Source organism: Massilia terrae (genome assembly GCF_024753145.1).
Classification (GTDB): domain Bacteria; phylum Pseudomonadota; class Gammaproteobacteria; order Burkholderiales; family Burkholderiaceae_D; genus Telluria; species Telluria terrae.
In genome coordinates, this window is the sequence record NZ_JANUGU010000001.1 from 1038427 (window position 1) to 1064600 (window position 26174).

At 65.8% G+C, this 26174-nt stretch carries 22 protein-coding genes and 1 tRNA gene; 12 read left to right on the forward strand and 11 right to left on the reverse strand.

Annotated elements, in window-relative coordinates; translation table 11 throughout:
- Nucleotides 1-15 precede the first annotated feature (15 nt).
- Nucleotides 16-1359 (forward strand): sensor domain-containing protein, encoded by a 1344-nt coding sequence (locus tag NX778_RS04465; RefSeq protein WP_258810464.1) that lies wholly within the window; start codon nucleotides 16-18, stop codon nucleotides 1357-1359.
- Nucleotides 1360-1371: 12 nt separating this feature from the next.
- Entirely contained in the window at nucleotides 1372-2001 is a 630-nt protein-coding gene (locus NX778_RS04470; protein WP_258810465.1) for a TetR/AcrR family transcriptional regulator, read from the forward strand.
- Nucleotides 2002-2169: 168 nt separating this feature from the next.
- On the opposite strand, the gene lpdA is transcribed toward NX778_RS04470, so the two are convergent.
- The 5 genes from lpdA to NX778_RS04495 all read right to left on the reverse strand — a co-directional run bounded on the left by lpdA (nucleotide 2170) and on the right by NX778_RS04495 (nucleotide 9780).
- Entirely contained in the window at nucleotides 2170-3573 is a 1404-nt protein-coding gene (lpdA, locus tag NX778_RS04475; protein WP_258810466.1) for a dihydrolipoyl dehydrogenase, read from the reverse strand.
- Nucleotides 3574-3577: 4 nt separating this feature from the next.
- Nucleotides 3578-4936, reverse strand: a complete 1359-nt coding sequence (locus NX778_RS04480; RefSeq protein ID WP_258810467.1) for a dihydrolipoamide acetyltransferase family protein — start codon at nucleotides 4934-4936, stop codon at nucleotides 3578-3580.
- Between the two features lies 1 nt (nucleotide 4937).
- Nucleotides 4938-5942 (reverse strand): alpha-ketoacid dehydrogenase subunit beta, encoded by a 1005-nt coding sequence (locus NX778_RS04485; protein ID WP_258811045.1) that lies wholly within the window; start codon nucleotides 5940-5942, stop codon nucleotides 4938-4940.
- A gap of 43 nt (nucleotides 5943-5985) precedes the next feature.
- A complete protein-coding gene (locus NX778_RS04490; protein WP_258810468.1) occupies nucleotides 5986-7218 on the reverse strand; it encodes a 3-methyl-2-oxobutanoate dehydrogenase (2-methylpropanoyl-transferring) subunit alpha in 1233 nt (410 codons plus the stop codon).
- A 327-nt stretch (nucleotides 7219-7545) separates the two neighbouring features.
- Entirely contained in the window at nucleotides 7546-9780 is a 2235-nt protein-coding gene (locus tag NX778_RS04495; protein ID WP_258810469.1) for an EAL domain-containing response regulator, read from the reverse strand.
- A gap of 202 nt (nucleotides 9781-9982) precedes the next feature.
- Here NX778_RS04495 and aroC point away from each other — a divergent pair, with 202 nt between their 5' ends.
- Nucleotides 9983-11074 (forward strand): chorismate synthase, encoded by a 1092-nt coding sequence (gene aroC / locus NX778_RS04500; protein WP_258810470.1) that lies wholly within the window; start codon nucleotides 9983-9985, stop codon nucleotides 11072-11074.
- Between the two features lies 1 nt (nucleotide 11075).
- On the opposite strand, the gene NX778_RS04505 is transcribed toward aroC, so the two are convergent.
- Nucleotides 11076-12545 carry an HDOD domain-containing protein gene (locus tag NX778_RS04505; RefSeq protein ID WP_258810471.1) on the reverse strand — a complete coding sequence of 490 codons (1470 nt, stop codon included), beginning with the start codon at nucleotides 12543-12545 and terminating at the stop codon, nucleotides 11076-11078.
- Nucleotides 12542-14266, reverse strand: a complete 1725-nt coding sequence (locus tag NX778_RS04510) for a putative bifunctional diguanylate cyclase/phosphodiesterase (RefSeq protein ID WP_258810472.1) — start codon at nucleotides 14264-14266, stop codon at nucleotides 12542-12544. Before NX778_RS04510 ends, NX778_RS04505 begins: the two co-directional genes overlap by 4 nt.
- A 177-nt stretch (nucleotides 14267-14443) precedes the next feature.
- On the opposite strand from NX778_RS04510, the gene NX778_RS04515 reads away from it, so the two are divergent.
- From NX778_RS04515 to NX778_RS04525, 3 genes are all read left to right on the forward strand, one after another.
- Nucleotides 14444-16126 (forward strand): isovaleryl-CoA dehydrogenase, encoded by a 1683-nt coding sequence (locus tag NX778_RS04515; protein ID WP_258810473.1) that lies wholly within the window; start codon nucleotides 14444-14446, stop codon nucleotides 16124-16126.
- A 101-nt stretch (nucleotides 16127-16227) separates the two neighbouring features.
- Nucleotides 16228-16878 (forward strand): uracil phosphoribosyltransferase, encoded by a 651-nt coding sequence (upp, locus tag NX778_RS04520; RefSeq protein ID WP_258810474.1) that lies wholly within the window; start codon nucleotides 16228-16230, stop codon nucleotides 16876-16878.
- Nucleotides 16879-17322: 444 nt separating this feature from the next.
- Entirely contained in the window at nucleotides 17323-17526 is a 204-nt protein-coding gene (locus NX778_RS04525) for a cold-shock protein (RefSeq protein WP_036166698.1), read from the forward strand.
- Nucleotides 17527-17595: 69 nt separating this feature from the next.
- On the opposite strand, the gene NX778_RS04530 is transcribed toward NX778_RS04525, so the two are convergent.
- Nucleotides 17596-18504 (reverse strand): LysR family transcriptional regulator, encoded by a 909-nt coding sequence (locus NX778_RS04530; RefSeq protein WP_258810475.1) that lies wholly within the window; start codon nucleotides 18502-18504, stop codon nucleotides 17596-17598.
- Between the two features lie 156 nt (nucleotides 18505-18660).
- On the opposite strand from NX778_RS04530, the gene aceB reads away from it, so the two are divergent.
- Complete coding sequence (gene aceB, locus NX778_RS04535) at nucleotides 18661-20250, forward strand: malate synthase A (protein WP_258810476.1); 1590 nt, start codon at nucleotides 18661-18663, stop codon at nucleotides 20248-20250.
- 124 nt (nucleotides 20251-20374) lie between these two features.
- Here the strand turns inward: aceB and NX778_RS04540 are convergent, their stop codons facing one another.
- Both NX778_RS04540 and gloB read right to left on the reverse strand, forming a co-directional pair.
- Entirely contained in the window at nucleotides 20375-21037 is a 663-nt protein-coding gene (locus NX778_RS04540; protein WP_258810477.1) for a 2-hydroxychromene-2-carboxylate isomerase, read from the reverse strand.
- Nucleotides 21038-21051: 14 nt separating this feature from the next.
- Nucleotides 21052-21849 (reverse strand): hydroxyacylglutathione hydrolase, encoded by a 798-nt coding sequence (gloB, locus tag NX778_RS04545; RefSeq protein ID WP_258810478.1) that lies wholly within the window; start codon nucleotides 21847-21849, stop codon nucleotides 21052-21054.
- Nucleotides 21850-21873: 24 nt separating this feature from the next.
- Between gloB and NX778_RS04550 the strand changes: the two genes are divergently transcribed.
- From NX778_RS04550 to NX778_RS04565, 4 genes are all read left to right on the forward strand, one after another.
- Nucleotides 21874-22644, forward strand: coding sequence for a class I SAM-dependent methyltransferase (locus NX778_RS04550; protein WP_258810479.1), 771 nt, complete (start codon nucleotides 21874-21876; stop codon nucleotides 22642-22644).
- 7 nt (nucleotides 22645-22651) lie between these two features.
- Nucleotides 22652-23092 (forward strand): ribonuclease HI, encoded by a 441-nt coding sequence (gene rnhA, locus NX778_RS04555; RefSeq protein ID WP_258810480.1) that lies wholly within the window; start codon nucleotides 22652-22654, stop codon nucleotides 23090-23092.
- A gap of 86 nt (nucleotides 23093-23178) precedes the next feature.
- Entirely contained in the window at nucleotides 23179-23898 is a 720-nt protein-coding gene (gene dnaQ, locus NX778_RS04560; protein WP_258810481.1) for a DNA polymerase III subunit epsilon, read from the forward strand.
- 88 nt (nucleotides 23899-23986) lie between these two features.
- Nucleotides 23987-24061 (forward strand) — tRNA-Val (locus tag NX778_RS04565).
- A gap of 92 nt (nucleotides 24062-24153) precedes the next feature.
- Here the strand turns inward: NX778_RS04565 and NX778_RS04570 are convergent.
- Nucleotides 24154-24360, reverse strand: coding sequence for a DUF6494 family protein (locus NX778_RS04570; RefSeq protein ID WP_258810482.1), 207 nt, complete (start codon nucleotides 24358-24360; stop codon nucleotides 24154-24156).
- Between the two features lie 91 nt (nucleotides 24361-24451).
- Between NX778_RS04570 and NX778_RS04575 the strand changes: the two genes are divergently transcribed.
- Entirely contained in the window at nucleotides 24452-26137 is a 1686-nt protein-coding gene (locus tag NX778_RS04575) for a PQQ-dependent sugar dehydrogenase (RefSeq protein ID WP_258810483.1), read from the forward strand.
- The last annotated feature ends 37 nt before the right edge of the window (nucleotides 26138-26174 follow it).

A 26174-nucleotide genomic window follows, 5' to 3' on the forward strand; every position in this document is an offset into this window, starting at 1 on the left:
GTAAATGAAGGCTGTATGCCATCTTTGAAAATGCCCCTGCCGGATCTGCTGGACAGCATTACGGATCTTTTACTGGACGCGGTTTTCCTGGTTGATCATGACGGCGTCATCGTCCACGTCAGTGCGGCATGCCACGACATGCTGGGCTACCGGCCGGAGGAGATGATCGGGCGGCGCCAGTTCGAGTTCCTGGCGCCCGAGGACCGGGTGGCGACGGAAGCCGAGGCGGCTCGGGTGCGCGGCGGCCAGCGCCGGGTCGGCTTCCAGAACTGCTACCTGCACAAGGACGGGCGCCGGGTCCAGCTCATGTGGTCGGCGCGCCTGCTGCCGGAGCACGGGCTGCGCGTGGGCGTGGCACGCAACGTCAGCAGCCTGGTGCTGGCCGAGCGGCGCCAGTCCGCCACCTACGAAATCACTTCTGCCGCCCACCGTTGCACCGAACTGGCCGAGCTGTGCGTCGAACTGCACCAGATCCTCGCGCAGGTGGTCCAGGTGGATGCGGTGGCCATCGTCGCCGACGGCGTCGGCGAGCGCGGCGAGGCGGCGATCTTCTTTTCGACCGGCGACGGCGCGATGCAGGCCAGCGTGCGCGAGCGCCTGCGCCACTGGCCGCGCGCGTCTGACCGCGGCGGTGCGCCGGTGCTGGTGCACGTGCCTTGCGACCATCACGTCGAAAGCTGGCAGGCCTTGGCGCTCACCGGGCAACGCGGCACCAATGGCGCACTGTTCCTGCGCGACCGAACCGGCGCCGGCGGCCTGGCCGCCGATGCTGAACTGTTCCGCTTCGTCGCGGCGCAGCTGGCCGTCGCGGTCGAGCGGCAGCAGCTGCACGCCGACCTGCTGCGTGCGGCGCGCTACGACGACCTGACCGGGCTGCCCAACCGCCGCCTGTTCCACGACCGCCTGCGCATCGCGCTGGCACGCGCACGCCGGACCGAGCGCCGGCTGGCGCTGCTGTTTGTGGACATCGACCGCTTCAAGGAAGTGAACGACACCCTGGGCCACGGCGCGGGCGACCGCCTGCTGCAGGAGATCGCGGGACGCCTGGCGCTGTGCGCGCGCAGCTCGGACACCGTGGCGCGCTTCGGCGGAGACGAATTCGTGATGCTGGCCGATGAGCTGGCGCGGCCCGAAGACGCGTCCCTGGTGGCGGACAAGATCCGCGCCGCCGTGACCGTGCCGTTGTCGATCGGCGAGCACTGCGTGCACGTCAGCGCGAGCATCGGCATCGCGCTGTTCCCCGATCACGGCGAGCAGGCGGAGCTGCTGCTGCGCCACGCCGACAACGCGATGTATGCCGACAAGCTGTCGCGCTGTGTTCCCCCGGCCGAGGGAGGTGCCGCTGCGTCCGTACTGTGACACAATAGCGGCATGACCCCGGACATCCAAACCTCGCGCCCCTACCGTGGCGTTTCGCCCGACGAGCGGCGCGCGCAACGGCGCAGCCGGCTGGTCGAAGCGGCCGTCGCGGTCTATGGTGAGCGGGGCTATCACAATGCCACCGTCAAGTCGGTGTGCGAAGCGGCCGGACTCACCGAGCGCTATTTCTACGAGTCGTTCGCCAACAGCGAGGAGCTGCTGATTGCCTGCTTCAACGCGGTCACCTTCAGCATGTTCGGCGAGGTGATGCGGGCGGCCGAGGATGCGGGCCGCAGCCGCAAGGCGAGGGCGCGCGCGATGCTGCTGGAGCACTTCGCGGCCCTGCAGCGCGAGCCGCGCTCGGCGCGCGTGTTCCTGGTCGAGATCCGTGGCGTGAGCCGGGCGGTGGACAAGGCCTTCGACGCGGCGCTGCGCGAGATCGGGCGGCGCGTGGCCAGCATGGTGGCGCCGCCGGAGCTGCAGGACGACGAGCTGCTGCAGGCAGGTGTGGTCGGCGGCGTGATGCACATCGCGCTGCGCTGGATCGACCAGGACTATTCGCCGTCGCTGGAAGAGGTCACGGAGACCGCGCTGACGCTGGGGATGGTGCTGGCGCGGGCGCCGGCGAAGCAGCGACTGTGATGTTAAGAACGTCAGGATAGGCGAGAACTCGAAAAAGAAGAGAACGTCGTCCTCGCGAACGCGGGGACCCCATTTCGTCGAGCAGCGATTTGCTCTCGCGTTTGCACTGCTTACGCAAAGTGGGGTTCCGCCGGCGCGGGAACGACGTTCTCTTTATTTCCCAAGCGTTTAGATGTGCAACGCGTGCCCCAGTGCCCGCAGTGCCGCTTCCTGCACCGCTTCACCGAGGGTCGGGTGCGCATGGATCGTGCCGCCGACGTCTTCCAGCTGCGCGCCAAGCTCGATAGACTGCGAGAACGCCGCTGCCAGCTCCGACACGCCGCGCCCGACCGCCTGCCAGCCAACGATCAGGTGGTTGTCGCTACGCGCCACCACCCGCACGAAACCGTCCGTGCTTTCGATGGTCATGGCCCGGCCATTGGCTGCGAACGGGAAGTTGGCGGTGATGACATCCAGGCCCTGGCGTTCCGCATCCTGCGGCGTCATGCCAACCACAACAACCTCAGGATCGGTATAGCACACCGCCGGAATCGCGGCCGGGGCGAAGTGGCGCCGCTTGCCGGCGATGATCTCCGCCACCATCTCGCCCTGCGCCATCGCGCGGTGCGCCAGCATTGGCTCGCCGGTCAGGTCGCCGATCGCCCACACATTGCGCATCGAGGTGCGGCACTGGTTGTCGATGCGCACGGCGCGGCCGTTCATGTCGAGCAGCAGGCTCTCCAGCCCGAAGCCTTCGGTGCGCGGCTTGCGTCCGACCGCCACCAGCACGCGGTCCGCGACCAGGGTCGTCTCGTAGCCGCCGTCGCCGCGGATGCGCACGCCGTCGCCGGCTTCGGTGGCGCCCAGCACGCTGGTGCGCAGGTGGACGTCGATGCCCAGGCGCTTGAGTGACGCCGCCACCGGCTTCACCAGCTCCTCGTCATAGGCCGGCAGGATGCGGTCCATCGCTTCCACGATGGAGACGTGCACGCCCAGCTTGCGGTAGGCGATGCCCAGCTCCAGCCCGATATAGCCGGCGCCGACCACCACCAGCCGCTTGGGCAGGCTCCCGGGCGACAGCGCTTCGGTGCTCGAGACCACCGGGCCGCCGAAGGGCATGAAGGGCAGCTCGACCGCCTGCGATCCAGTCGCGAGCAGCAGGTGCTCGCAATGGATGCGCATGCTGCCTTCCGCCGCGCCATGTTCGGTGACTTCGACCGTCTTGCCGTCGATGATGCGCGCCCAGCCTTTTACCACCTGCACGCCGTGCTTGCGCAGCAGCGCGCCGACGCCGCCGGTGAGCCGCTTGACGATGCCGTCCTTCCAGTGCACGGTGCGCGCAACGTCGATCTTCACGCCTTCGACCGCGATGCCGAGCGGCGAATCGCCGCTGTAGTGATGCGCCTTCTCGAATTCCTCGGCGGCGTGGATCAGGGCCTTGGACGGGATGCAGCCGATGTTCAGGCAGGTGCCGCCCAGGTTGTCGCCTTCGACCAGCATGGTCTGGATGCCGAGCTGCCCCGCGCGGATCGCGGCCACGTAGCCGCCCGGTCCGCCGCCGATCACGAGCAGAGTCGTCGTTACTGAATTCATATCCTCATTCCACGAACAGGGTTGCCGGGCACTCGAGGTAGCCGCGGATGGTTTGCACGAATTCGGCCGCCGTCATGCCGTCGATGACGCGGTGGTCGAACGAGGACGACAGGTTCATCGTCTTGCGCACCACTACGGCGCCGTTGCGGACCACTGGCTTCTCGACCATGCGGTTGACGCCGACGATCGCTACTTCCGGCCAGTTGATGACCGGCGTGCTGACGATGCCGCCCAGCGCGCCCAGGCTGGTGATGGTGATGGTGGAACCGGACAGCTCTTCGCGCAGTGCCTTGCCGTTGCGCGCGGCGTCGGCCAGGCGCGCCACCTCGGCCGCGCTCGACCACGGATCGCGCGCCTCGGCGTTGCGCACCACGGGCACCATCAGGCCGGTGCCGGTCTGGGTGGCGATGCCGATGTGGACCGGGTTGTAGCGGGTGAAGATGCCGGCGTCGTCGTCGTAGCGCGCGTTCACGTCCGGGTACTTGCGCACCGCCAGCACCACTGCGCGCATCAGCAGAGGCAGCAGGGTGATCTTGCCGCGCTCCTCGCCGTAGCGGGCGTTGAGCTGGCCGCGCAGGGTTTCAAGTTCGGTGACGTCCACTTCCTCGACGTAGGTGAAGTGCGGGATGCGGCGCTTCGCTTCCTGCATCTTCTCGGCGATCTTGCGGCGCAGGCCGATCACCGGGGTCGATTGTTCGCCATGCTGCTCGGCGTAGCGGTTGTCCGCGCCGCCCATGCCGCCGCCGCCGCGCTGGCGGGTCTCGATGTAGGAATCGAGGTCGGCATGCGTGATGCGGCCGGCGGGGCCGCTGCCCATCACATACTGCAGCTCGATGCCGAGGTCCCATGCGCGCTGGCGCACGGCGGGAGCGGCGACCGGCTTCTCGCCCGCCGGGCGCAGCGCCACTACCTGTGCAGTGGAACGAGCGGCCGCGCGTTGCGGTGCGGGCGCCGGAGCAGCGGCCGTCCTGGCCGGCGCGGCTTCCGCTTTGCCGGACGGTTTGCCCGATGCGCCGACAGCCACCGGCTCCCCGGCCTGCTGTTCGGCCACGGCGTCCTGCGCGGACACTGGCGCCGGCGCTGCCGCCGCCTTGTCCTTGTCGGCCGAGTGATTGCCCGCGCCTTCGACTTCCAGGCGGATCAGCTCCGCGCCCACGGCCAGCGACTGGCCGATCGCGCCGCCCAGCGCCATCACCGTGCCGTGCACCGGCGACGGGATCTCGACCGTGGCCTTGTCGGTCATGACGTCGGCCAGCACCTGGTCTTCCTTGACGACGTCGCCCGGCTTGACGTGCCATTCGACGACTTCGACTTCCGCAATGCCTTCGCCCAGATCGGGCATCTTAATGACATGAATGCCCATATCAGCGCTCCATCGCACGTTTGAATGCCGCGCCCACGCGATCGGGGCCCGGGAAGTACGCCCATTCCTGCGCGTGCGGGTAGGGAGTGTCCCAGCCGCAGACGCGTTCGATCGGCGCTTCGAGGTGATAGAAGCAGTGTTCCTGCACCAGCGCGGCCAGTTCGGCGCCAAAACCGCTGGTCCGGGTGGCCTCGTGCACGACCACGCAGCGGCCGGTCTTCTTGACCGATGCGAGCACGGTTTCAAGGTCGAGCGGCCACAGGGTGCGCAGGTCGATGATTTCGGCGTCGATGCCGGTCTCGTTGGCCGCGGCCTCCGATACCCACACCATGGTGCCGTAGGTGAGCACGGTCAGGTCGGCCCCTTGGCGGAACACGGCGGCCTTGTCGAGCGGCGTCTTGTAATAACCTTCCGGGACTTCGCCCATCGGGTGCTTGGACCACGGGACCACCGGGCGGTCGTGGTGGCCGTCGAAGGGACCGTTGTACAGGCGCTTCGGTTCGAGGAAGATCACCGGGTCGTCGTTCTCGATCGCGGCGATCAGCAGGCCCTTGGCGTCGATCGGGTTGGACGGCATCACGGTGCGCAGGCCGCACACGTGGGTGAAAAAGGCTTCCGGGCTCTGGCTGTGGGTCTGGCCGCCATAGATGCCGCCGCCGCAGGGCATGCGAATGGTGAGCGGCGAGGTGAAGTCGCCGGCCGAGCGGTAGCGCAGGCGCGCGGCCTCGGACACGATCTGGTCGGTCGCCGGATAAAAATAGTCGGCGAACTGGATCTCCACCACCGGCCGCAGGCCGTAGGCGGCCATGCCGACCGCGGTGCCGACGATGCCGCCTTCGGAGATCGGCGCGTCGAACACGCGCGTCTTGCCATACTTGGCCTGCAGGCCGTCGGTGCAGCGGAACACGCCGCCGAAGTAGCCCACGTCCTGGCCGTAGATGACCACGTTGTCGTCGCGGCCGAGCATGATGTCCATGGCGCTCCTGAGCGCCTGGATCATCGTCATCGGCACGACTTTGCTTTCTGGTTTATCGTCGTCGCGTGCCACTTCACACTCCCAATTGTTGACGTTGCTGGCGCAGGTGCTCGGGCATGTCTTTGTAGACGTCCTCGAACATCGTCGCCGCGCTCGGCACGCGGCCGTCGATCAGGGTGCCGTGCTTCTCCGCCTCTTTTTGGGCGGCGAGGATTTCGGCTTCCAGTTCGGCCTGTACCTTTTCGTGTTCCGCGTCGCTCCACCAGCCTTTGGCGGTCAGATGCTTGCGCAGGCGGGCGATCGGGTCGCCCAGCGGGAAGTAGGACCAGTCGTCCGCGGGGCGGTAGCGCGACGGGTCGTCGGAAGTGGAGTGGGGACCTGCGCGGTAGGTGACCCATTCGATCAGGGTCGGGCCATGGCCGCCGCGCGCGCGCTGCGCGGCCCAGCAGGACGCGGCGTACACCGCGAGGAAGTCATTGCCGTCCACGCGAAGCGAGGCGATGCCGCTGCCGACGCCGCGGGTGGCGAAGGTGACGCTCTCGCCGCCGGCGATGTGCTGGAAGGTCGAGATCGCCCACTGGTTGTTCACCACGTTCAGGATGACCGGGGCGTTGTACACGTGCGCGAAAGTGAGCGCGGTGTTGAAGTCGGATTCGGCGGTGGCGCCGTCGCCGATCCAGCCAGATGCGATCTTGGTGTCGCCCTTGATCGCCGAGGCCATGGCCCAGCCCACGGCTTGCGGGTACTGGGTCGCGAGGTTGCCCGAGATGCTGAAGAAGCCTTTCTCGCGCACCGAATACATGACCGGCAACTGGCGGCCTTTCATCGGGTCGGCTTCGTTCGACAGCAGCTGGCAGATCATGTCGCGCAGCGGGTATTCGCGCGCCATCAGCAGACTTTGCTGGCGGTAGGTCGGGAAGTTCATGTCCCCGTCCTTGAGCGCGAGCGCATGGGCGGTGCCGATTGCTTCCTCGCCGAGTGAGGTCATGTAGAACGACAGCTTCTTCTGGCGCTGGGCGATGACCATGCGCGCATCGAAGATACGCGTCTTCATCATCGTGCGCAGGCCGAAGCGCAGCGTCTCGCGGTCGAGATCGGGCGCCCACGGTCCGACGGCATTGCCGTCATCGTCGAGCACACGGATCATGGTGGAGGCAAGGTCGCTCGTCTCGGACGGCAATACGTCGATGGGTGGTTGACGTACAGCGCCCGCGGGTGTGACCTGCAGGTATGAAAAATCAGTCTTGCAGCCGGGCCGGCCGGATGGCTCCGGTACATGCAGCGACAGAGGCTTACTCTGGCTCATAAAAACGCTTCTCCCTTGTGAGGTGACTTGCGGCAAGCGGCATGATAAAGGGTTCAGCCGTGCACGCGTGGCGTTTGCTCAGGTTTTTTTATGTTGCTGTGCAGCAGGGGTGGAGATGAAACGTTTAACCTTGATTCAGTTTAGGACAAACTGAAACGGATAAGCGCATTTGGTGCTGTACTCATCGTTAATGTAACCCCGCCGTTCCCGCGCAGGCGGGAACCCATGCTGAGCGCGCAGCTACGCGGCCGGGGCAAATCGTGCGGCCTTGCAAACGGTCTATGGGTCCCCGCCTTCGCAGGGACGACGATGGCGGTGTGTGGCTGCTCAGTGAGGCTGCGCGAGCCAGTCCAGCAGTGCATCGGGAGCCAAGGGGCGCGCGAACAGGAAGCCCTGTGCCTTGCGGCAGCCCAGCGCGCGCAGGATGTGCGCCTGGCGTTCATCTTCCACGCCTTCGGCAATGATCGACAGCCCAAGATTCCGTCCAAGCTGGATCACCATCTCGGCGATGCTGCTGCCACGCGCCGAGCCGGTGATCTCGGACACGAAAGCGCGGTCGATCTTGAGCCGGTCGACCTGCAGCCGCTGCAAATGCGAGAGCGACGAGAACCCGGTCCCGAAGTCGTCGATCGCGATCGACACGCCGGTGCCCTTGACCTGCGCCAGCAGCTCGGCCAGCACGTCCGGTTCCTCCATCGCCATCGATTCGGTAATCTCCAGCTCGATGTTCTCGGCCGGCGCACCCGTCTCCTGCAGCACGCGGCGCAGCATGTCGATGAAATGCGGGTGGCGGAACTGCACTTGGGAGACGTTGACCGACATGGTGAAACCGGTATGGCCCGCAGCGCGCAAGCGCATCAGCTCCCGGCAGGCCTGCAGCAGCACCCATTCGCCGATCTCCGCGATCAGGCCGGAGTATTCGGCGATCGGCACGAAGCGGTCCGGTGCGACGTCCTCGCCGTCCTCGGTGCGCCAGCGCAGCAGCGCCTCGGCGCCGAAGGAATGGCCGGTGTCGAGATCGACCTGCGGCTGGTAGGCCAGGTAAAGCTCTCCGCGCCGGAAGCCGCGGCGCAGCGCGTGCATCATGCGCACCCGCTCGCGGATCGCAATGCCCAGGCCGCGCGTGAAGTAGAAATGCTTGCTGCCGTGCTGGCTCTTGGCGCGTTTGAGCGCGATGTCGGCGTCCTTCAGCGCATCGGTGCCGCTGCCGTCATGGTCCGACAAGCGCACCAGTCCAAGCGTCGCGGCCACCTGGACGTCCTGGCCATCGATCGAGAACGGCGCGTCGAACAGGGCGCTGATGCCGGCCGGGGTCACGGTCTGGGCGGCGCCGAGCACGCAGAACACGTCGCCGCCAATGCGCGCCACCGTCACGCCCGACAGCGAGGCGCGCAGGCGCTCCGCCACCGCGTTGAGCAGGCTGTCGCCGAACTGGTGGCCGAGGGCGTCGTTGGTTTCCGAGAAGTGGTCGATGTCGACCAGCGCCAGGATCGCTTCGGCGCGGAACGGCCCGGCCAGCGTGGCGTCCAGCAGTTCGACCAGGCGTGTGCGGTTGGGCAGGCCGGTGAGCGAATCGTAGAAGGCCGAGCGGTGCAGGTGCGTGACCAGCTCCACATTGTCCAGGCCCACCGCGACCACGCCGCAGAACACGTCGAGCAGGCGCCGCTCGATGTCGCCGATCGGCCGCGCCAGGCGCAGGCAGGCGGCGAAATCGCGTCCGGATTTGCCGGAAAAGTAGAGCACCAGGTGGCCCGGCAGGTAAAGATTGGTGCGCTCGGCCAGCGCGCGTTCGATCGCGGCCGGCACGCCGTGGTCCGGATGCGCGGTCACCGCACCGTCGGCCAGGTGGGCGCAGCTGCCGCTGCCGGCCAGCACGCGCAGCGGCGCGTTGTGCTGGCCCGGCTCGCGCGAGCACAGCACGCCGTCGGCCGGCTGGTTCAGCAAAATCGCGAGCTGGGCCAGCACGCCGTGGCCGAAGTCGCGCGGGCCGTGCAAGGCCATCAGCTCGGCGCTGGCGCGGGCGATGGTTTCGAGGCCGGTCCGGTTGGCCTGCAGCGCGCGGATCTGTTCGAACGAGCGCACGGCCGCCGCCACCGCGGTGTACAGCTTGGTGCGGGTCAGCTCCGACTTGGAGCGGTAATCGTTGATGTCGTAGCCGCGGATCGCGTCCATCTCCGGCGCATAGCCTGGCTGACCGGTGCGCAGGATGATGCGCACGTCGCGCATTCCGAGCGTTTCGCGCACGTGGCGCACCAGGTGCAGGCCGGCGTCGGCCTGTTCCATCACCACGTCGAGCAGGATCACCGCCAGCCCGGTCTCGTGCCGCAGCAGTTCGCGCGCCTCGGCCGCCGAGTAGGCGTGCACGAATTCCAGCGGACGGCCCTGCATCTCCATATTGGACAGGGCGAAGGTCGTGGTGGTGTGGACATCGGCATCGTCGTCGACGATCATGATCCGCCACGGCGGTTCCGGCGCACGGGCGCCGTGGCGTGGGATTTCATCCGCAAAGACGAGTCCGTCGCTGTCGTTTTCTACGGCAGTGCGCGGATTCGTTACGGACATGAAAGCGTTCCCTGGTTTGTTTCTCTGTAGACTCAGATTTCAGTATATCTGGCTTTGTTAGCTGTCATTAAAGCTTTGTGACCTTTCTGTCTAACATATGTTCCAGATGCAACAGCGGCTTGACGATTGGAAAAAAAACGGCTCGCAATCGGGGATTTGCCGCAACTGGTAGAATGCGCTTTCCACTTTTGCATTCTTGATCATGTCCGGCAATACCTTTGGCAAGCTCTTCTCCGTTACCACCTTCGGCGAGTCGCACGGGCCGGCAATCGGCTGCGTCATCGACGGCTGTCCGCCGGGCATGCCCTTGTCCGAAGCCGACATCCAGCCCGAACTGGACCGCCGCAAGCCCGGCACCTCGCGCCACGTCACCCAGCGCCAGGAGGCCGACCGGGTCGAGATCCTGTCCGGCGTGTACGAAGGCGTCACCACCGGCACCCCGATCGCGCTCCTGATCCGCAACGAGGACCAGCGCAGCAAGGACTACGGCAATATCGCCGAGACCTTCCGGCCGGGCCACGCGGATTACACCTATTGGCATAAATATGGCGTGCGCGACCCGCGCGGCGGCGGCCGTTCGTCGGCGCGCCTGACGGCTCCGGTGGTCGGCGCCGGCGCGGTGGCCAAGAAGTGGCTGCGCCAGGCTTACGGCACCGAGTTCTTCGGATGCATGAGCCAACTGGGCGAGATCGAGGTGCCGTTCCAGAGCTGGGAGCACGTGCACAGCAATCCCTTCTTCGCGGCCACTGGCGACCTTGGCCTGATCGCGCAGATGGAAGAGGCGATGGACGCGCTGCGCCGCGCCGGCGATTCGATCGGTGCGCGCATCGACGTGGTCGCGCGCAATGTGCCGGTCGGCCTCGGCCAGCCGATCTACGACAAGCTCGATGCCGATATCGCCTATGCGATGATGGGCATTAACGCGGTCAAGGGCGTTGAGATCGGCGCCGGCTTCGAGTCGGTCCGCCAGAAAGGCTCCGAGCACGGCGACGAGCTGACCCCGCAGGGCTTCATCGGTAACAACGCCGGCGGCGTGCTGGGCGGGATCTCGACCGGCCAGGACATCACGGTCTCGATCGCGATCAAGCCGACATCCTCGATCCGCATCCCGCGCCGTTCGATCGACAAGGCCGGCAATCCGCAGATGGTCGAGACCTTCGGCCGTCACGATCCCTGCGTCGGCATTCGCGCCACGCCGATCGCAGAAGCCATGCTGGCACTGGTGCTGATCGACCATGCGCTGATGCAGCGTGCGCAGTGCGGCGACGTGCGCGTCGACACGCCGCGTATCTGATTCAGGCGCGGCTTGCCGCCAGTTCGGCCTGCCAGCGTGGGTCGAGCGCCTGCGCGAGCTGGCCGCGCAGGTCGTTGATCAGGCCCAGTTCGACGGCGCCCGGCTTGAGCGGCTCGTTCGCGCCGGTCCAGTCGCCATACAGGAAGCCCATCGCTTCGCCGCGCACGCACAGGGGCGCGATCACGAAGCTTTGCGCATCCGCCAGCGTGGCCTTCCACCATGCGGGCAGGCGCGGCGCGAACGGCGGGTCGGCCGGATGATCGATGAAGACCGGCTGGCCGCTGCGAAGCGCGGCGTGGAACACGGTGGGCTCGTAGCCGTCGCCGAAACGCAGGCGCGGCGCCACCTCGTCGACACCGGCGCCCAATCCCATGCGCACCACATACAAGGCCTCCTGCCGCTGGTGCAGGAAGTACAGGCTGCGCGAGCAATCGAGGCCGCGGTGCATCGCTTCCACCGCCAGTTCCAATGCGCGCGAGGGATCGCCTTGCGCCAGCGCTTCGCGTAGTTCGGCTCGGCCCGCCATCATCACCCGGTTCCCGGCCGCACGCCGGCTGGCGCGCGCGGCGGCCTGTTCGCGCTGGCGCAGCGGGCGCGCGAGCGGCGCCACCGACAGCTCCATGCGAGCCTCCGACTGTGCCTCGGCCACCGCGCGCAGGACCTTGTCCGGCGCCAGGCCGAGCATCGGGCCGTAGGCGGTTGCCAGCTCGCGCAGCTGCGCGGCACCGGCGGCATCGTCATTCCACAGCGCGTGCGCGCAGCGAGCCGACATGGTGCCGATCGCGGCCAGCCAGTCCTCTTGCACCAGCTTGCCGGCGCGCGCGGCGGGTGGCACGCTGCGCATCGCGGCCACCAGGTTTTGCGGCAGGCCCCAGTGCTCGGCGACGCTGCGTCCGATGGCTTCCAGCGACAGGCCCAGCTCCGCCAGCGCGGCCGCGTCCTCGTTCGATTCCGACGCCTGCCGTTGCAGCGCCGACCAACGCTCCGGCAGGTACCAGGTGACCATCATCCGGCCCAGCGAATGCAGTAGAGCGCACACCACCGCGGCTTCCGGATCGGGTAGCGCCTGGCCAGTCGCGACCTTGTGCGCGACCATCCCGGCCAATACCGCCTTTTCCATTTCCGCGTGCGCCTCGCCGGAATCGGGCCGGGTCCGACCCAGTTCCTCGACCAGCTTCAGGCCCAGCGCGAGGTGGCCGATGGTATCGGTGCCGAGCACCAGCACCGCCTTCGAGACGGTGTCGATGCGCTGGCCGAAGGCGGCGTACATGCCGCTGTTGGCGAGCCTGAGCACGCGCTGGGTCAGCACCGGGTCGGACAGCACGATGCGCGTCATCGGCACCTCGCCTTCGTGCTCGCCGCGCAGCGAGGCCAGCACCGCGTTGACGGCGCGGGTGAAGCCGGGCATGTCGCCGTCGCGGCGCACGCGCTCCCACAGCAGCGCGAGTGTCGCGTCGGCCTGCGCGCTCACTGGCGCAGCTCCTCGGGCAGCAACGATTCGTAGAGGTCGTCGTTGAGCGCGGCCAGCGCGACGTGGGCCGGCATCGGGCGCCCGGTCAGGTAGCCCTGTACGTAATGGCAGCCGGATTGCGCCAGGCGCGCCAGCTGGGCCTCGGTCTCGACGCCTTCCGCCACCACCGACAGGTCGAGGTGGCGCGCCAGATCGAGCACGGCGCTGCAGATCGCGGCGTCCTTGCGCGAGTCGGGCAGGTCCTTGATGAAGGTGCGGTCGACCTTGAGCACGGAAATCGGGAAGCGCTTCAGGTAGGCCAGCGAGGAATAGCCGGTGCCGAAATCGTCGATCGCGATGCGCGCCGAGCGCTCGGCCATGCGCAGCAGCAGGCCCTCGGCGTGGGCCGGGTCGACCATCAGCGTGCCCTCGGTGATTTCGAGGACCAGGCGGTTGGCGGGCACGCCGGACATCGACAGCGCTTCGTCCAGCACGTCGAGGAACTGGTCGCTGCGGAATTGGCGCGGACTGATGTTGACGGAGATGTACAGCTCGCGGCGCGCGGCCAGTTCGAACTGGCGCACCTGCATGCAGGCGGCCTTCAGCGCCCATGCGCCGAGCAGGTTGATCAGGCCATTCGACTCGGCGATCGGGATGAAGCGCGCCGGCGGCACCATGCCGAGCGTTGGATGGCACCAGCGCATCAGGGTCTCGAAACCCTCGATCTTGCGCGAGCGGGCGCTGACGATTGGCTGGTAGTACAGCAGGAACTCGCCTTCGCGCACCGCCGAGAACATCGCCGCCTCGAGCGAGATGTCGTGTGCCGGCGCGCCCTTGTCGCGCGCGCTGTAGACCATGCAGCGGCCCTTGCCCTTTTCCTTGGCGCGGGTGAGGGCGGCGTCGGCCAGCGCCACCAGCCGCACCTCGTCCTCGGCGTGCAGCGGGTAGGTCGAGATGCCGACCGAAGCGCCGAGGTAGATGGTGTGTTCGCCGACTTCGAACGGCGCCTGCAGCGCGGCCTGCAGGCGCGTCGCGACCAGCTGCAGCTGGTTCTCGCCGGCGGTCCCGGGCAATACCGCGACGAATTCGTCGCCGCCGGCGCGTGCCAGGGTGTCGCTGTCGCGCAGGGTCCGGCGCAGGCGCTCGGCGGCCTGGCGCAGGACCTCGTCGCCGACCGGGTGGCCAAGGCCGTCGTTGACCTTCTTGAAGCCGTCCAGGCCGACGGCGGCGACGGCGAACTTCTGGCCCGAGCGACGCGCGGACGCGATCACCATGCGGATGCGGTCGGCCAACAGCACGCGGTTGGGCAGGCTGGTGAGCGCATCGTGGGTCGCCATGTGGCGTAGCCGCTCCTCGGTCGCGTGCTGGGCGGTCATGTCGCGGCCGATCACCAGCAGGGTGCTGTCGTCGGAGATATTGGGGCAAGCCATGATGCGCAGCTCGAACCAGGTTTCGCGCTGGTGCGAGCGCAGGCGCGCCTCGACCAGCACCGGCTGCGGATTGGCGAGGGCGTCGGCCAGCGCATGGCGCAAGGGAGCGCGGTCGGCGTCGGCCACCAGCGCCGCCAGCGCCGCGCCGCGCAGGCCGTTCGGCAGGCCGGCGAGGCGGATCGCGCCGGCGTTTGCAAAGCGGATCTCGCCGGTGGCGGCGAGCCGGAACACGACGTCGCCGGCCGCTTCCAGCAAGCCTTCCAGCCCCTGGTGCAGTCCCTGCCGCGGCACAAGCGGTGATGTCGAACGCATCGCGCAATCCCTGTAGTAGCCAAGCAAGCTCTCATTGACCAATGTAGCACCGAAAAATTCCGTGCGGCATCAAATGGCCTTGACGTGGCGCAGCAAGCATTCGCGATGGCTGGCCTGTTCTTGCCGCGCTGATAACTTTGCGCTAGCCTGAGGGCGTCAGCCGCTATGGAGACGCCGATGGACGCGTTCGACACCCACGTGGTATTCAACCAGGCCGCGCCATTCGCGGACATCAATCTGTTCACCTGCGATCCGGCCCTGCAGGAAGCGCTGGCGCGCGAGGGCGGCGGCTGGGCTCGCGAACAACTGGCGGCGCTGGGCGCTCAGCTGGGTTCGGCCGAGGTCCTCGACCTGGCGCGGCTCGCCAACACCAATCCGCCCAAGCTGATCAACTTCGACCGCAGCGGCCGCCGCATCGACGAGGTCGAGTTCCATCCGGCATGGCATCGGCTGATGGAGCTGATGATCGGCGCAGGTGCGCATTCGGCGCCGTGGGCCTATCCCCGTGCCGGAGCGCAGGTGGTGCGCGCGGCCCAGTACCTGCTGTTCGGGCAAGTGGAAAACGGCGCCCAGTGCCCGGTGACCATGACCTACGCCTCGGTGCCGGCACTGCGCGGCGAGGCGCGGCTCGCGCGCGAGTGGCTACCGAAGATCCTGTCGTACGATTACGATCCGCGCTCGCTACCGGTAAATCTGAAGCGCGGCGCCCTGGTCGGCATGGGCATGACCGAGAAGCAGGGCGGCACCGACGTGCGCGCCAACACCACGCGCGCCGCGCCGCTCGATCCGCAGGAGGCCCGATCGCGCTTCGGCGAGGAAGGCGAGGGCGCCTGGCGCATCGTCGGTCACAAGTGGTTCTTTTCGGCGCCGCAGGCGGATGCGCACCTGGTGCTGGCGCAAACCGCCGATGACGGCGGCGCCGGCCTGACATGCTTCTTCATGCCGCGCTGGCTGCCGGACGGTAGCCGCAATGCGATCCGCGTTCAGCGGCTGAAGGACAAGCTCGGCAACCGTTCGAATGCCTCGTCCGAGGTCGAATTCACCGGGGCCATTGCCTGGCTGGTCGGCAAGGTGGGGCGCGGCATCCCGACCATCCTCGAAATGGGCAGCCACACGCGGCTGGATTGCGTGGTCGGCAGCGCCGGCATCATGCGCGCCGCGCTGTGCCATGCGCTGCATCACGCACGCGGGCGCTCCGTGTTCGGGCGCAAGCTGGCCGAGCAGCCGCTGATGCAGAACGTGCTGGCCGACATGGCGCTCGAATCGGAAGCCGCGACCGCTTTCGCCCTGAGGCTGGCGCGTTGCTTCGACGAGACGGCTGATCCGCAACAGGCCATGCTGGGACGCCTGCTGACGCCGGCCGGCAAATACTGGATCTGCCGCCGTGGCCCGGGCTTTGGCGCCGAAGCGATGGAAGTGGTTGGCGGCAACGGCTACGTGGAAGAGAGCCCGCTTGCGCGCCTGTACCGCGAGTTCCCGGTCAATTCGATCTGGGAAGGTTCGGGCAATGTGATGTGCCTGGACGTGCTGCGCGCGATCGGCAAGTCATCGGAAGCCATGCACACGGCGCTGACCTTGGAACTGGCCCCGGCGGCCGGGCACGCCGCCGCCTTCGACCTCTACACCGACCGCCTGCTGGACGACCTGGCCGCGAACCAGGTCGACGAATTCGCAGGCCGGATGCTGGCCGAGCGCATCGTGCTTGCGGTGCAGGCTGCTTTGCTGCTGCGCTTTGCGCCGGACTATGTGTCCGCGCCCTTCGTGGCGACGCGGCTGGGGCGCGGCGTCGGCGGCGCCTACGGCCAGCTGCCTGCCGGAACCGATTGTGCGGCTATCCTGGCGAGGGCGCTGGCGGCTTAGTGACCATTTGGCAAAAAATACGCACAAATGGGGCGGCGGCTGGGATAATGCCGGAATACGTGCCGTAGATTAGCCACGACAATACCTATTCGATGCCGACCATGAAACAAGATCCGCGCTTCCCCAACCTGTACATCCTCAACCACCCGCTGATCCAGCACAAGCTGTCCCACATGCGGGAGCACGACACCTCGACCCGCACCTTCCGCGAGCTGCTGCGCGAGATCACGCTGCTGATGGGCTATGAGATCACGCGCGACCTGCCGCTGACCACGCGCAAAGTCAAGACCCCGCTGGAAACCATCGACGCGCCCGTCATCGCCGGCAAGAAGCTGGCCGTGGTGCCGATCCTGCGCGCCGGCGTCGGCATGAGCGATGGCCTGCTGGAACTGGTTCCTTCGGCCCGTGTCGGCCACATCGGCGTGTTCCGCGACCCGGCAACCCACGAGCCGGTGGAATACCTGGTGCGCTTGCCGGACACCACCGACCGTACCTTCATCCTGTGCGACCCGATGGTTGCGACCGGCAATTCGGCCGTGCACGCGGTCGACGTGCTGAAAAAGCGCGGCGTCGCGGACGACCAGATCATCTTCCTGGCCCTGGTTGCCGCGCCGGAAGGCGTCGCCGTGTTCCAGAAGGGCCATCCGAACGTCAAGCTGTACGTCGCTTCGCTCGATTCGCACCTGAACGACCACGCCTACATCGTGCCGGGCCTGGGCGATGCCGGCGACCGCATCTTCGGCACCAAGTAATACTGTCGTTTCAGCACCACGCTGATCTCTTCGCGAAGGCGGCGCGCGCCGCCTTCCGCATCGCCTGAATTCCCGTTTTTGAACTGCCCCGCACGCTGTTTTCATTCGTGCGCGCCATTCTTGCTGTTTCAGCTACATTACTGCGTGCCGTGGGGCAAAAAAACGTGCATCGCGTCGTTTGATCCATCGCAAATTTGAGCAGTATCGATGCCATATATTCTCCCTACTGCCGACGCAAATGCAGTCCCGTAAAAGTTGGTGTATGGAATTTTGTGCTGGACTGGTTGTTTTATTTGCGAAAATCGTGTTTGCAAGGTTTTTCTCGGTATAATGAGGGATCGTTGGATTCGAGGTAGTAGTGCAGTCTGTCTGTCATTTCTTTCTTGCTTCTTCAAACGATCGAAAACGGGCGCAAGCCCAACTTAACTGAAATAGGAAATTGTAATGGCAACTGGCATCGTTAAATGGTTCAATGACTCCAAGGGTTTCGGCTTCATCACCCCGGACGAAGGCGGCGAAGATCTGTTCGCTCACTTCTCGGCGATCCAATCCCAAGGCTTCAAATCTCTGCAAGAGAACCAGCGTGTTTCGTTCGATGTGACCTCCGGTCCTAAGGGCAAACAAGCTTCGAACATTCAGCCGCTGTAAGGCTCGAACTAGCGTAAGCTAAAAAAATCCTCGGAATCACCGAGGATTTTTTTTGTCCCTTGCACTGCGCTAGGACTTCCGCCGCCAGTAGTCAGGCCGGTCGTAGGCGCGGCGCAGGAAGTCGACGAAGGCGCGTATGCGCAGGGGCAAATGCCGGCGCTGGGCGAACACGGCATAGATGTCGTTGCCCGGTGCGGCGTGCTGGTCCAGCACCGTCACCAGTTTTCCGGCCCCGATCTGCGCGGCCACTTCCCACATCGAACGCCAGGCCAGGCCCTTGCCGCCGAGCGCCCAGTCGTGCAGCACGGCGCCGTCGTTGCAGACCATATTGCCGCTTACTTTCAGGGTCACGATCTTGCCCTTTTCCTGGAAGGTCCAGCCGCGCTGGCTGCCTTCGCTGCTGATCGCCAGGCATTGGTGGCGCGCCAGGTCCGCCAGCGTCTGCGGCGTGCCGTGGCGCTTCAGGTAGGCGGGCGAGGCCACCACCACGCGGTGGTTGTCGGCCAGCTTCACGCTCACCAGGTTCGAATCGGCCGGGCTGGCGATGCGGATCGCGACGTCCACGCTTTCACCGATCAGGTCGACGATGCGGTCGGACAGGTTCAGGTCGACTGTCAGCTCGCGGTGCTCGGCCAAAAAAGAGGGGATCAGCGGCGCCACGTGCTGGCGGCCGAAGCCGGCCGGGGCCGAGACCAGCAGGTGGCCGGTCGCGCGCCGGCTGCGTTCGGATACCGCGCTCTCGGCGTCGTCCACTTCGGCCAGGATACGCTGGCAATCCTCCAGGAAGGCCGCACCTTCGTCGGTCAGCGCGAGGCGGCGCGTGGTGCGCTGCACCAGCTTCACGCCCAGCCGGCTTTCCAGCGCGTCCAGGCGGCGCCCGATCATGGCCGGCGCGATGCCCTCGGCCCGGGCGGCGGCCGATAAGCTGCCGCGCGCCACGACTTCGACGAAGGTGGAAATCTGTCGAAACTTGTCCATCTCTGCGGCCTTTTGATTTGATACAAAAAGTAAAGAATGACTTGAATAATTGTATCGTTTTAATACCGTACAGTGAATATACTTGATGGCAAGCCAGGCGCAAGTGTGCGCTGCACCAAGGGATCATCCAACCTTCAACGAGACAGGAGCAAGACAATGACCATCGGCACCCCATCCGGAATGGAAATCAAGGCGGACATCAAGCCGGGCTACGAGCAGGTGCTCACCCCGGAAGCGCTGGACCTGGTCGCCAAGCTGTCGCGCGAATTCGAGCCGCGCCGCCAGCAACTGCTGGCCGCCCGTGTCGAGCGCGCGAAACGCCTGGACGCCGGCGAGCGTCCGGACTTCCTGCCTGAAACCGCACACATCCGCGCCGGCGACTGGAAGATCGCGCCGATCCCGAAAGCGCTGGAATGCCGCCGCGTCGAAATCACCGGCCCGGTCGAACGCAAGATGGTCATCAACGCCTTGAACTCGGGCGCGGACAGCTATATGACCGACTTCGAGGACTCCAACACGCCGAACTGGGACAACCAGATCACCGGCCAGCTGAACATGCGCGACGCCGTGCGCGGCACCATCGCGCTGGAGCAGGGCGGCAAATCGTACAAGCTGAACGACAAGGTGGCCACGCTGGTCGTGCGTCCGCGCGGCTGGCACCTGGACGAGAAGCATGTGCTGGTGGACGGCAAGCGCGTGTCCGGCGGCATCTTCGACTTCGCCCTGTTCATGGTCCACAACGCCAAGGAACAGCTGGCGCGCGGCGCCGGCCCTTACTTCTACCTGCCGAAGATGGAATCGCACCTCGAGGCGCGCCTGTGGAACGACATCTTCGTGTTCACCCAGCGCGAACTCGGCCTGCCGCAAGGCACCATCAAGGCGACCGTGCTGATCGAGACCATCCTCGCCGCCTTCGAGATGGACGAGATCCTGTACGAACTGCGCGAGCACAGCGCCGGCCTGAATGCGGGCCGCTGGGACTACATCTTCTCGTGCATCAAGAAGTTCAAGCTGGACAAGGATTTCTGCCTGGCCGACCGTCCGAAAGTGACGATGACCGCGCCCTTCATGCGCGCCTACGCCCTGCTGCTGCTCAAGACCTGCCACAAGCGCGGCGCGCCGGCGATCGGCGGCATGTCGGCTCTCATCCCGATCAAGAACGATCCGGCCAAGAACGAGGTCGCGATGGGCGGCGTGCGCGCCGACAAATCGCGCGATGCGACCGATGGCTACGATGGCGGCTGGGTCGCGCACCCGGGCCTGGTGGAACTGGCGATGACCGAGTTCAAGAAGGTGCTGGGCGACCGTCCGAACCAGATCGACAAGCAGCGCGAGGACGTGCAGGTGAGTGCGAAGGACCTGCTGGACTTCCGTCCGGAAGCCCCGATCACGGAAGAGGGCCTGCGCTACAACATCAACGTCGGCATCCACTACCTCGGCGCCTGGCTGGCGGGCAATGGCTGCGTGCCGATCCATAACCTGATGGAAGACGCGGCGACTGCGGAGATCAGCCGCTCGCAGGTGTGGCAATGGATCCGCACGCCGAAGGGTGTGCTGGAGGACGGGCGCAAGGTTACCGCCGACATGGTGCGGGCGATGATTCCGGAGGAGCTGGCCAAGGTGAAGGCCGTCGCGGCGAATGGCGACAATCCGAGCTATGTGCGGGCGGCGGAGATTTTCGAGCAGATGTCGACGTCGGAGAACTTCGCGGAGTTCCTGACCTTGCCGTTGTACGAGGAAATCTGATAGCGCCGCAACATTAAGCCGTCGCCCCGGCGAAGGCCGGGGCCCATGCTGAGTGTCCGAAGTAGCAAGCGGTCTATGGGTCCCGGCCTTCGCCGGGACGACGTTTTTGATGTGGCGGAATTGGTCAGCGCTTGCGTTCCGCGAGCGGCGGCTTCGCAAGGAAGCGGGCGAGCTTGCCTTCATCAATGCCCTTGCCTTCGAGCCGCCAGAGCAGCGTCCCAATCCGATCTCCACCCCAGAACAGCTCGCCATCCAGCCTGAAGGTCGGCACCCCGAACACCCCATCCGCAATCGCCCGTTCGGTCGCAGCCGCCAAGCGCTGCTTGACCTCAGCCTGCCTGGAAGCCGCAAGCAGCGCCGCGCCATCGAGATCGCATTCGCCCGCAATCCGCACCAGCGTCGCCTCGTCCGAAATATCCTCGCCACGCTCCCAGCAGGCCGCAAACAAGGCCAGCGCAAACCTGCGCCGCTCGCGTTCGCCAACAAGCACCGTACACATGCGCAGCGCCTGCAGCGGGTTGAAGGGATGCCCCGGCGGTCCTTCGAACGGCAAGCCGGCCAGCGCCGCCTGCCGCATCACATCGCGAAAGGTGTAGGCCCGCTTGGCTGCGATCTCCGCCGGTCCGACATTGCCGTGAGCATTGAGCATGGCGGCAAACAGCACCGGCTCCAGGCGCACCTGCGCCCCGGCAGCCTCGATGCGCTCGATGGCACGCGCCGCGCACAGCCAGACATAAGGACTGATGGGATCAAAGTAAAACGTCACGCTGCGCGCTTCGTGGGCCATGCTGCTCCTCGCAATCAGAACACGTTCTTCCATTCGCGCAGCGCGGCGAAGGCCTGCACCGGTGTTGCGCCCGCTTGCAAACGGCCAGCATGCTGAAGGCTCTCAACAATCTCCCGCTCCTGATAACGCAGGAAAGGATTGGTCGCCTTTTCCAGGCCGATGCTCGACGGCACCGTCGGCAGGCCGGCCGTGCGTTTTGCGGCCTCGATCTCGATACGCAACTGCAGCGCCGCGTTGCCCGGCTCAAGCGCCTCGGCAAAACGCAGGTTGGACAAGGTATATTCGTGCGCGCAGAACACTTGCGTATCTTCCGGCAAGGCAGCCAGCTTGCCGAGCGAGGACGTCATCTGCTCCGGCGTCCCTTCGAACAGCCGGCCGCAGCCGCCGGCGAACAAGGTGTCGCCGCAGAAAGCCCAGTGCATGCCGGTGCTGCGCACGTAGGCGATGTGGCCAAGGGTGTGGCCGGGCACTTCCAGCACGTCCAGTTCCAGATCGAGCCCCGGCACCTGGACGCGTTCGCCTTCGCCCACCGGCTGCGTCACCGCCGGGATGCCGTCGTTGCGCGGGCCGATGACAGGCACCTGGAACCGCTCCAGCAGTTCGCCAACACCGCCGATATGGTCAGCATGGTGATGGGTGAGTAGAATGGCAGTCAGGGTAAGCCTGTGGCTTTGCAGCGCGTCCAGGATGGGCGCGGCATCGCCGGGGTCGACCGCCGCGGCATGGACGCCATCGTGGATAAGCCACAGGTAATTGTCCTTGAACGCAGGTACGGCAAGAACGGCCAGGTCGCCGCGTGGCAGAATCGTCATCGTGCGGATTGGAAAAGGGTAGGCATGTCGGAAAAATCCATTATAGCGCTCGACAAGTGGCTGCATTCGCCGGCCGGCGCTTACGTGCGCGCCTGGGAGCAAAGCTGCCTGGACGAGCTGACGGCGGATATCTTCGGCTACAACGCGGTCCAGATCGGCGTCCCGCAGATCGACGCGCTGGCGGCCAGCCGCATGCCGAACAAGTGGCAGGCGGCAACGCGCACGTCGACCGCCGACGAGCTGGCGATCTGCAGCGGCAATCAAATCGGGATCGCACTCGATTTCGCGGAGTTGCCGTTCGCATCCCAGAGCCTGGACCTGGTGGTGCTGCCACACGTGCTGGAATTCGCCGCCGAACCGCACCAGGTGCTGCGCGAAGTCGAACGCGTGTTGATTCCGGAAGGCCAGGTCATCATCTGCGGCTTCAATCCGGCCAGCCTGTGGGGCGTGCGCCAGGGCGTCGGCAAGATCACCAGCAGCGACTACCTGCCTACCGCCGGCGAGTTCATCTCTTTGCCGAGGCTGAAAGACTGGTTAAAATTGCTGAACCTCGGCGTGAGCCGCAGCCACTTCGGCTGCTACGCGCCGCCGTTCCGCACCACGCACTGGCTCGACCGCTTTTCGCTGATGGAATCCGCCGGCCAGAAATGGTGGCCTTACCTGGGCGCGGTGTACATGGTGCACGCGATCAAGCGGGTCAAGGGCATGCGCCTGATCGGCCCGGTGTGGAACAAGAAGAAGGCCAAGTCCACGCAAACCGTGCCGGCGACCAATCGAAATGAACGAATCAAATAAGGGCGGCATGACGCAAGTAGAAATTTTTACCGACGGCGCCTGCAAGGGCAATCCTGGCACCGGCGGCTGGGGCGCTTTGCTCGTCTCGAATGGCCACGAAAAGGAAATTTTCGGCGGCGAGCCAAACACCACCAACAACCGCATGGAACTGAAGGCCGTGATCGAGGCGCTGACCACGCTCACGCGTCCCTGCCATGTGGTGCTGCACACCGACTCGCAATACGTGCAGAAGGGGATCTCCGAGTGGATCCATGGCTGGAAGGCGCGCGGCTGGAAAACGTCGACCAAGGAACCGGTCAAGAACGAGGACTTGTGGAAGCTGCTCGACGCGGCGCAGCAGCAGCACGAGGTGGAGTGGCGCTGGGTCCGTGGCCACAACGGGCATCCGGGCAATGAGCGCGCCGACGTGCTTGCCAACAAAGGTGCGGCCTCGGTAGTACGTCGATAAGGTGCAACAGGGCGCGGCGGCGCGCTCGAGGTGGACGAGCGGTTTTGCTATACTCGCGCGGTCGTTCAACTCATCCATTACGTCGCATGCGCCAGATCGTCCTCGATACCGAAACCACCGGCCTGAATCCACGCACTGGCGACCGCGTCATCGAAATCGGCTGCGTTGAAATCTTCAACCGCAAGCTGACCGGTAATAACTACCACCGCTACATCAACCCCGAGCGCGATTCGGACGAAGCCGCGCTGGCGGTGCACGGCCTGACCACGGAGTTCTTGAGCGACAAGCCCAAGTTCCACGAGATCGCCGAGGAACTGCGCGACTTCATCAACGGCGCGGAAGTGATCATCCACAATGCGCCGTTCGACCTGGGCTTCCTGAATCACGAATTCCAGCGCCTGAAGCTGCCGGATTTCGTTTCGTATTGCAGCGGCGTGATCGACACGCTGGTGCATGCGAAGGAACTCCACCCGGGCAAGCGCAATTCGCTCGACGCGCTGTGCGACCGCTATGGCATCTCCAATGCGCACCGCAAGCTGCACGGCGCCTTGCTCGACTCGGAGCTGCTGGCCGACGTCTACCTGGCGATGACGCGCGGGCAGAACATGCTGTCGATGGATGTCGAAGTCGAAGCCGCGGTGGTGGGCGAGATGCTCGATTCCGTGCCGCTTGGCGAAATCATCGTGCTCAAGGCGAACGATGAAGAAGAGACCAGGCATGCGAGCGTGCTGCTTGGTTTGGACAAAGCGGCGAAGGGTTCGTGCGTGTGGCGCGCTTACGCGCCGCTGCCTGCGCCGGACGCGTAACTACTTTCTTCAAACGGCATCGCGAAGAAAAAAGATTCGGCGAGGACGTGACAAATCGCAAGAGGCCTGTCATAATACGCCTCGCTTCGGGAGGTTAGCTCAGGGGTAGAGCACTGCATTCACACTGCAGGGGTCGCAAGTTCGAAACTTGCACTTCCCACCAAATTCAAAAAACGCTGCATGCGAAAGCTTGCAGCGTTTTTTTTGCTGCGGTTTTCGAAGGTGGTAGTGAGAATGCCGTAACGGCCCAGGCACTCACTCCAATTCGATCATCCCATCGAACTTCACATGCAGCTGCACGCCCGCGATATCCAGCGTCATCGTGGCCGGCAGCGCCGCATTGCCATTCACCTTGTTTTCTTGAACCGCGCGCCGTACCGCCTGTTCAATCTCGCGCTGCGACTGCACGCCAACCATCTTCAGAAACTTGCGGATGCTATGGTTCAGGGCTTCCTCGTTCATGCTTCCTCCGTTTTGGGTTGTGCCGGGACTCCATCGTGCCCGAACTTGTCCTATGATAGCGACATCAAGCTCAACAACGAGGAGGCGGACCTTGCAACGCAAGACCTTGATCATCCACGCCGCACTGCTGGCAGCCATCGCCACCGGCGCACATGGCGCCCCCAGCGCTGGCCAGACCTACTTCAATAACAACTGCGCGAGCTGCCACACGGTGGATCCCGGCTTGTCGTCGCGCGCCGGCCCCGGCCTGTACGGGCTGCTTGGCCGCAAGCTCGGCTCCGCACCTGGCTTCAACTACAGCGAAGTGTTGGCGAGCGCCGGCGCCGGCGGCAAGGTTTGGACCGCGGAGGATCTCGATGTGTTCCTGGAAGATCCAGGGAGCGCCGTACCCGGCACGGCCATGCCGGTCAACGTGCCTGCCAAGTCCGACCGCGAAGCCGTGATTGCCTACCTTGCGAGCCTGCACGGCGAAGGCAGCGCCAAGGCTGCGCCGGCGGCCGCGCCATCCGGCGCCGCACCTGGCAACTGGGCCGAGAACAAGCCGGGCAAAACCTACCGCATCAGCGTCGACCAGCTGGTCGCGCCATTCGGCACCAGCAGCGCCGGCAACGGCCCGAAGCTGGCGACGCGGCCGGAAGGCGCGATGCCGGACGTGCCGGCCGGCTTCAAGATCGGCATCTTCGGCACCGATCCGGACCGCGGCCGTGGTCCGCTGCGCGCGCCGAACGGCGATATTTTCCTGGCCGATCCGGGCAAGGGGCAGATCCGCGTGTTCCGCCAGGGCGCCGGCGACAAGGCGCAGTCCGACGGCGTCTTTATCGGCGGCCTGACGCGTCCTTATGGCATGGCCTTCTATCCCTCGAACGCGCACCCGAAGTACCTGTACGTTGCCAACGTCAACTCGATCGTGCGTATTCCTTACGCCAGCGGCGACCTGAAAGCGCGCGGCGCAGCGGAAGTGATCGTGCCGAAGCTGGTAGATACGACCGGCGGCCACGTTACCCGGACCTTGGCCTTTTCGCCGGACGACAGGACCCTGTTTGTGTCGATCGGTTCGGCCACCAATTACGCGTCCGATATCGGGAACAAGCCGCCCGAGCCGCTGTCGAAGTGGGAAGCAGAGCACGGTGTCGGCGGCGCATGGGGCGTCGAGACTGACCGCGCGGCCGTGCTTGCGTTCAGTCCGGATGGAAAAGAGCGCCGCCCGTTTGCCACGGGCTTGCGCAACTGCGTCGGCATGCTGGTGTACCCAGCAACGGGTGACCTGATGTGCAGCGTGAACGAGCGCGACGAGCTCGGCGACAATCTGCCGCCGGACTACATCACGCGCGTGAAGAAGGGCGGCTTCTACGGCTGGCCGTGGTACTACCTCGGCGACCATGAAGACCCGCGCCTGAAGGGTATCCGTCCTGACCTGAAGGGCAAGGCAATTGTTCCGGACACCTTGCTGCAGGCGCACTCCGCGCCGCTCGGCATGGTGGTCTATCATGTGCCGGCTGGCGCGAAGCATGCGTTCGGAAAGGAGTACGAGGGCGACATCTTCCTCGCGCTGCACGGCTCGTGGAATCGCGGTACCCGCACAGGCTACAAGGTGGTGCGCGTGTTCATGAAGAATGGCGTGCCGACCGGCGAGTACCAGGACTTCGTGACCGGCTTCGTCAGCAGCGACCGTGACGTATGGGGGCGTCCTGCCGGCGTCGCGGTCGCGGCCGATGGAGCGCTGATCGTGGCCGATGACGGCGGCGGCGTGCTGTGGCGCATTGCGCCGGAACGCTGACATCGCTGGCGGTTTCCCGCGCGTCCGGGTTGGCCGC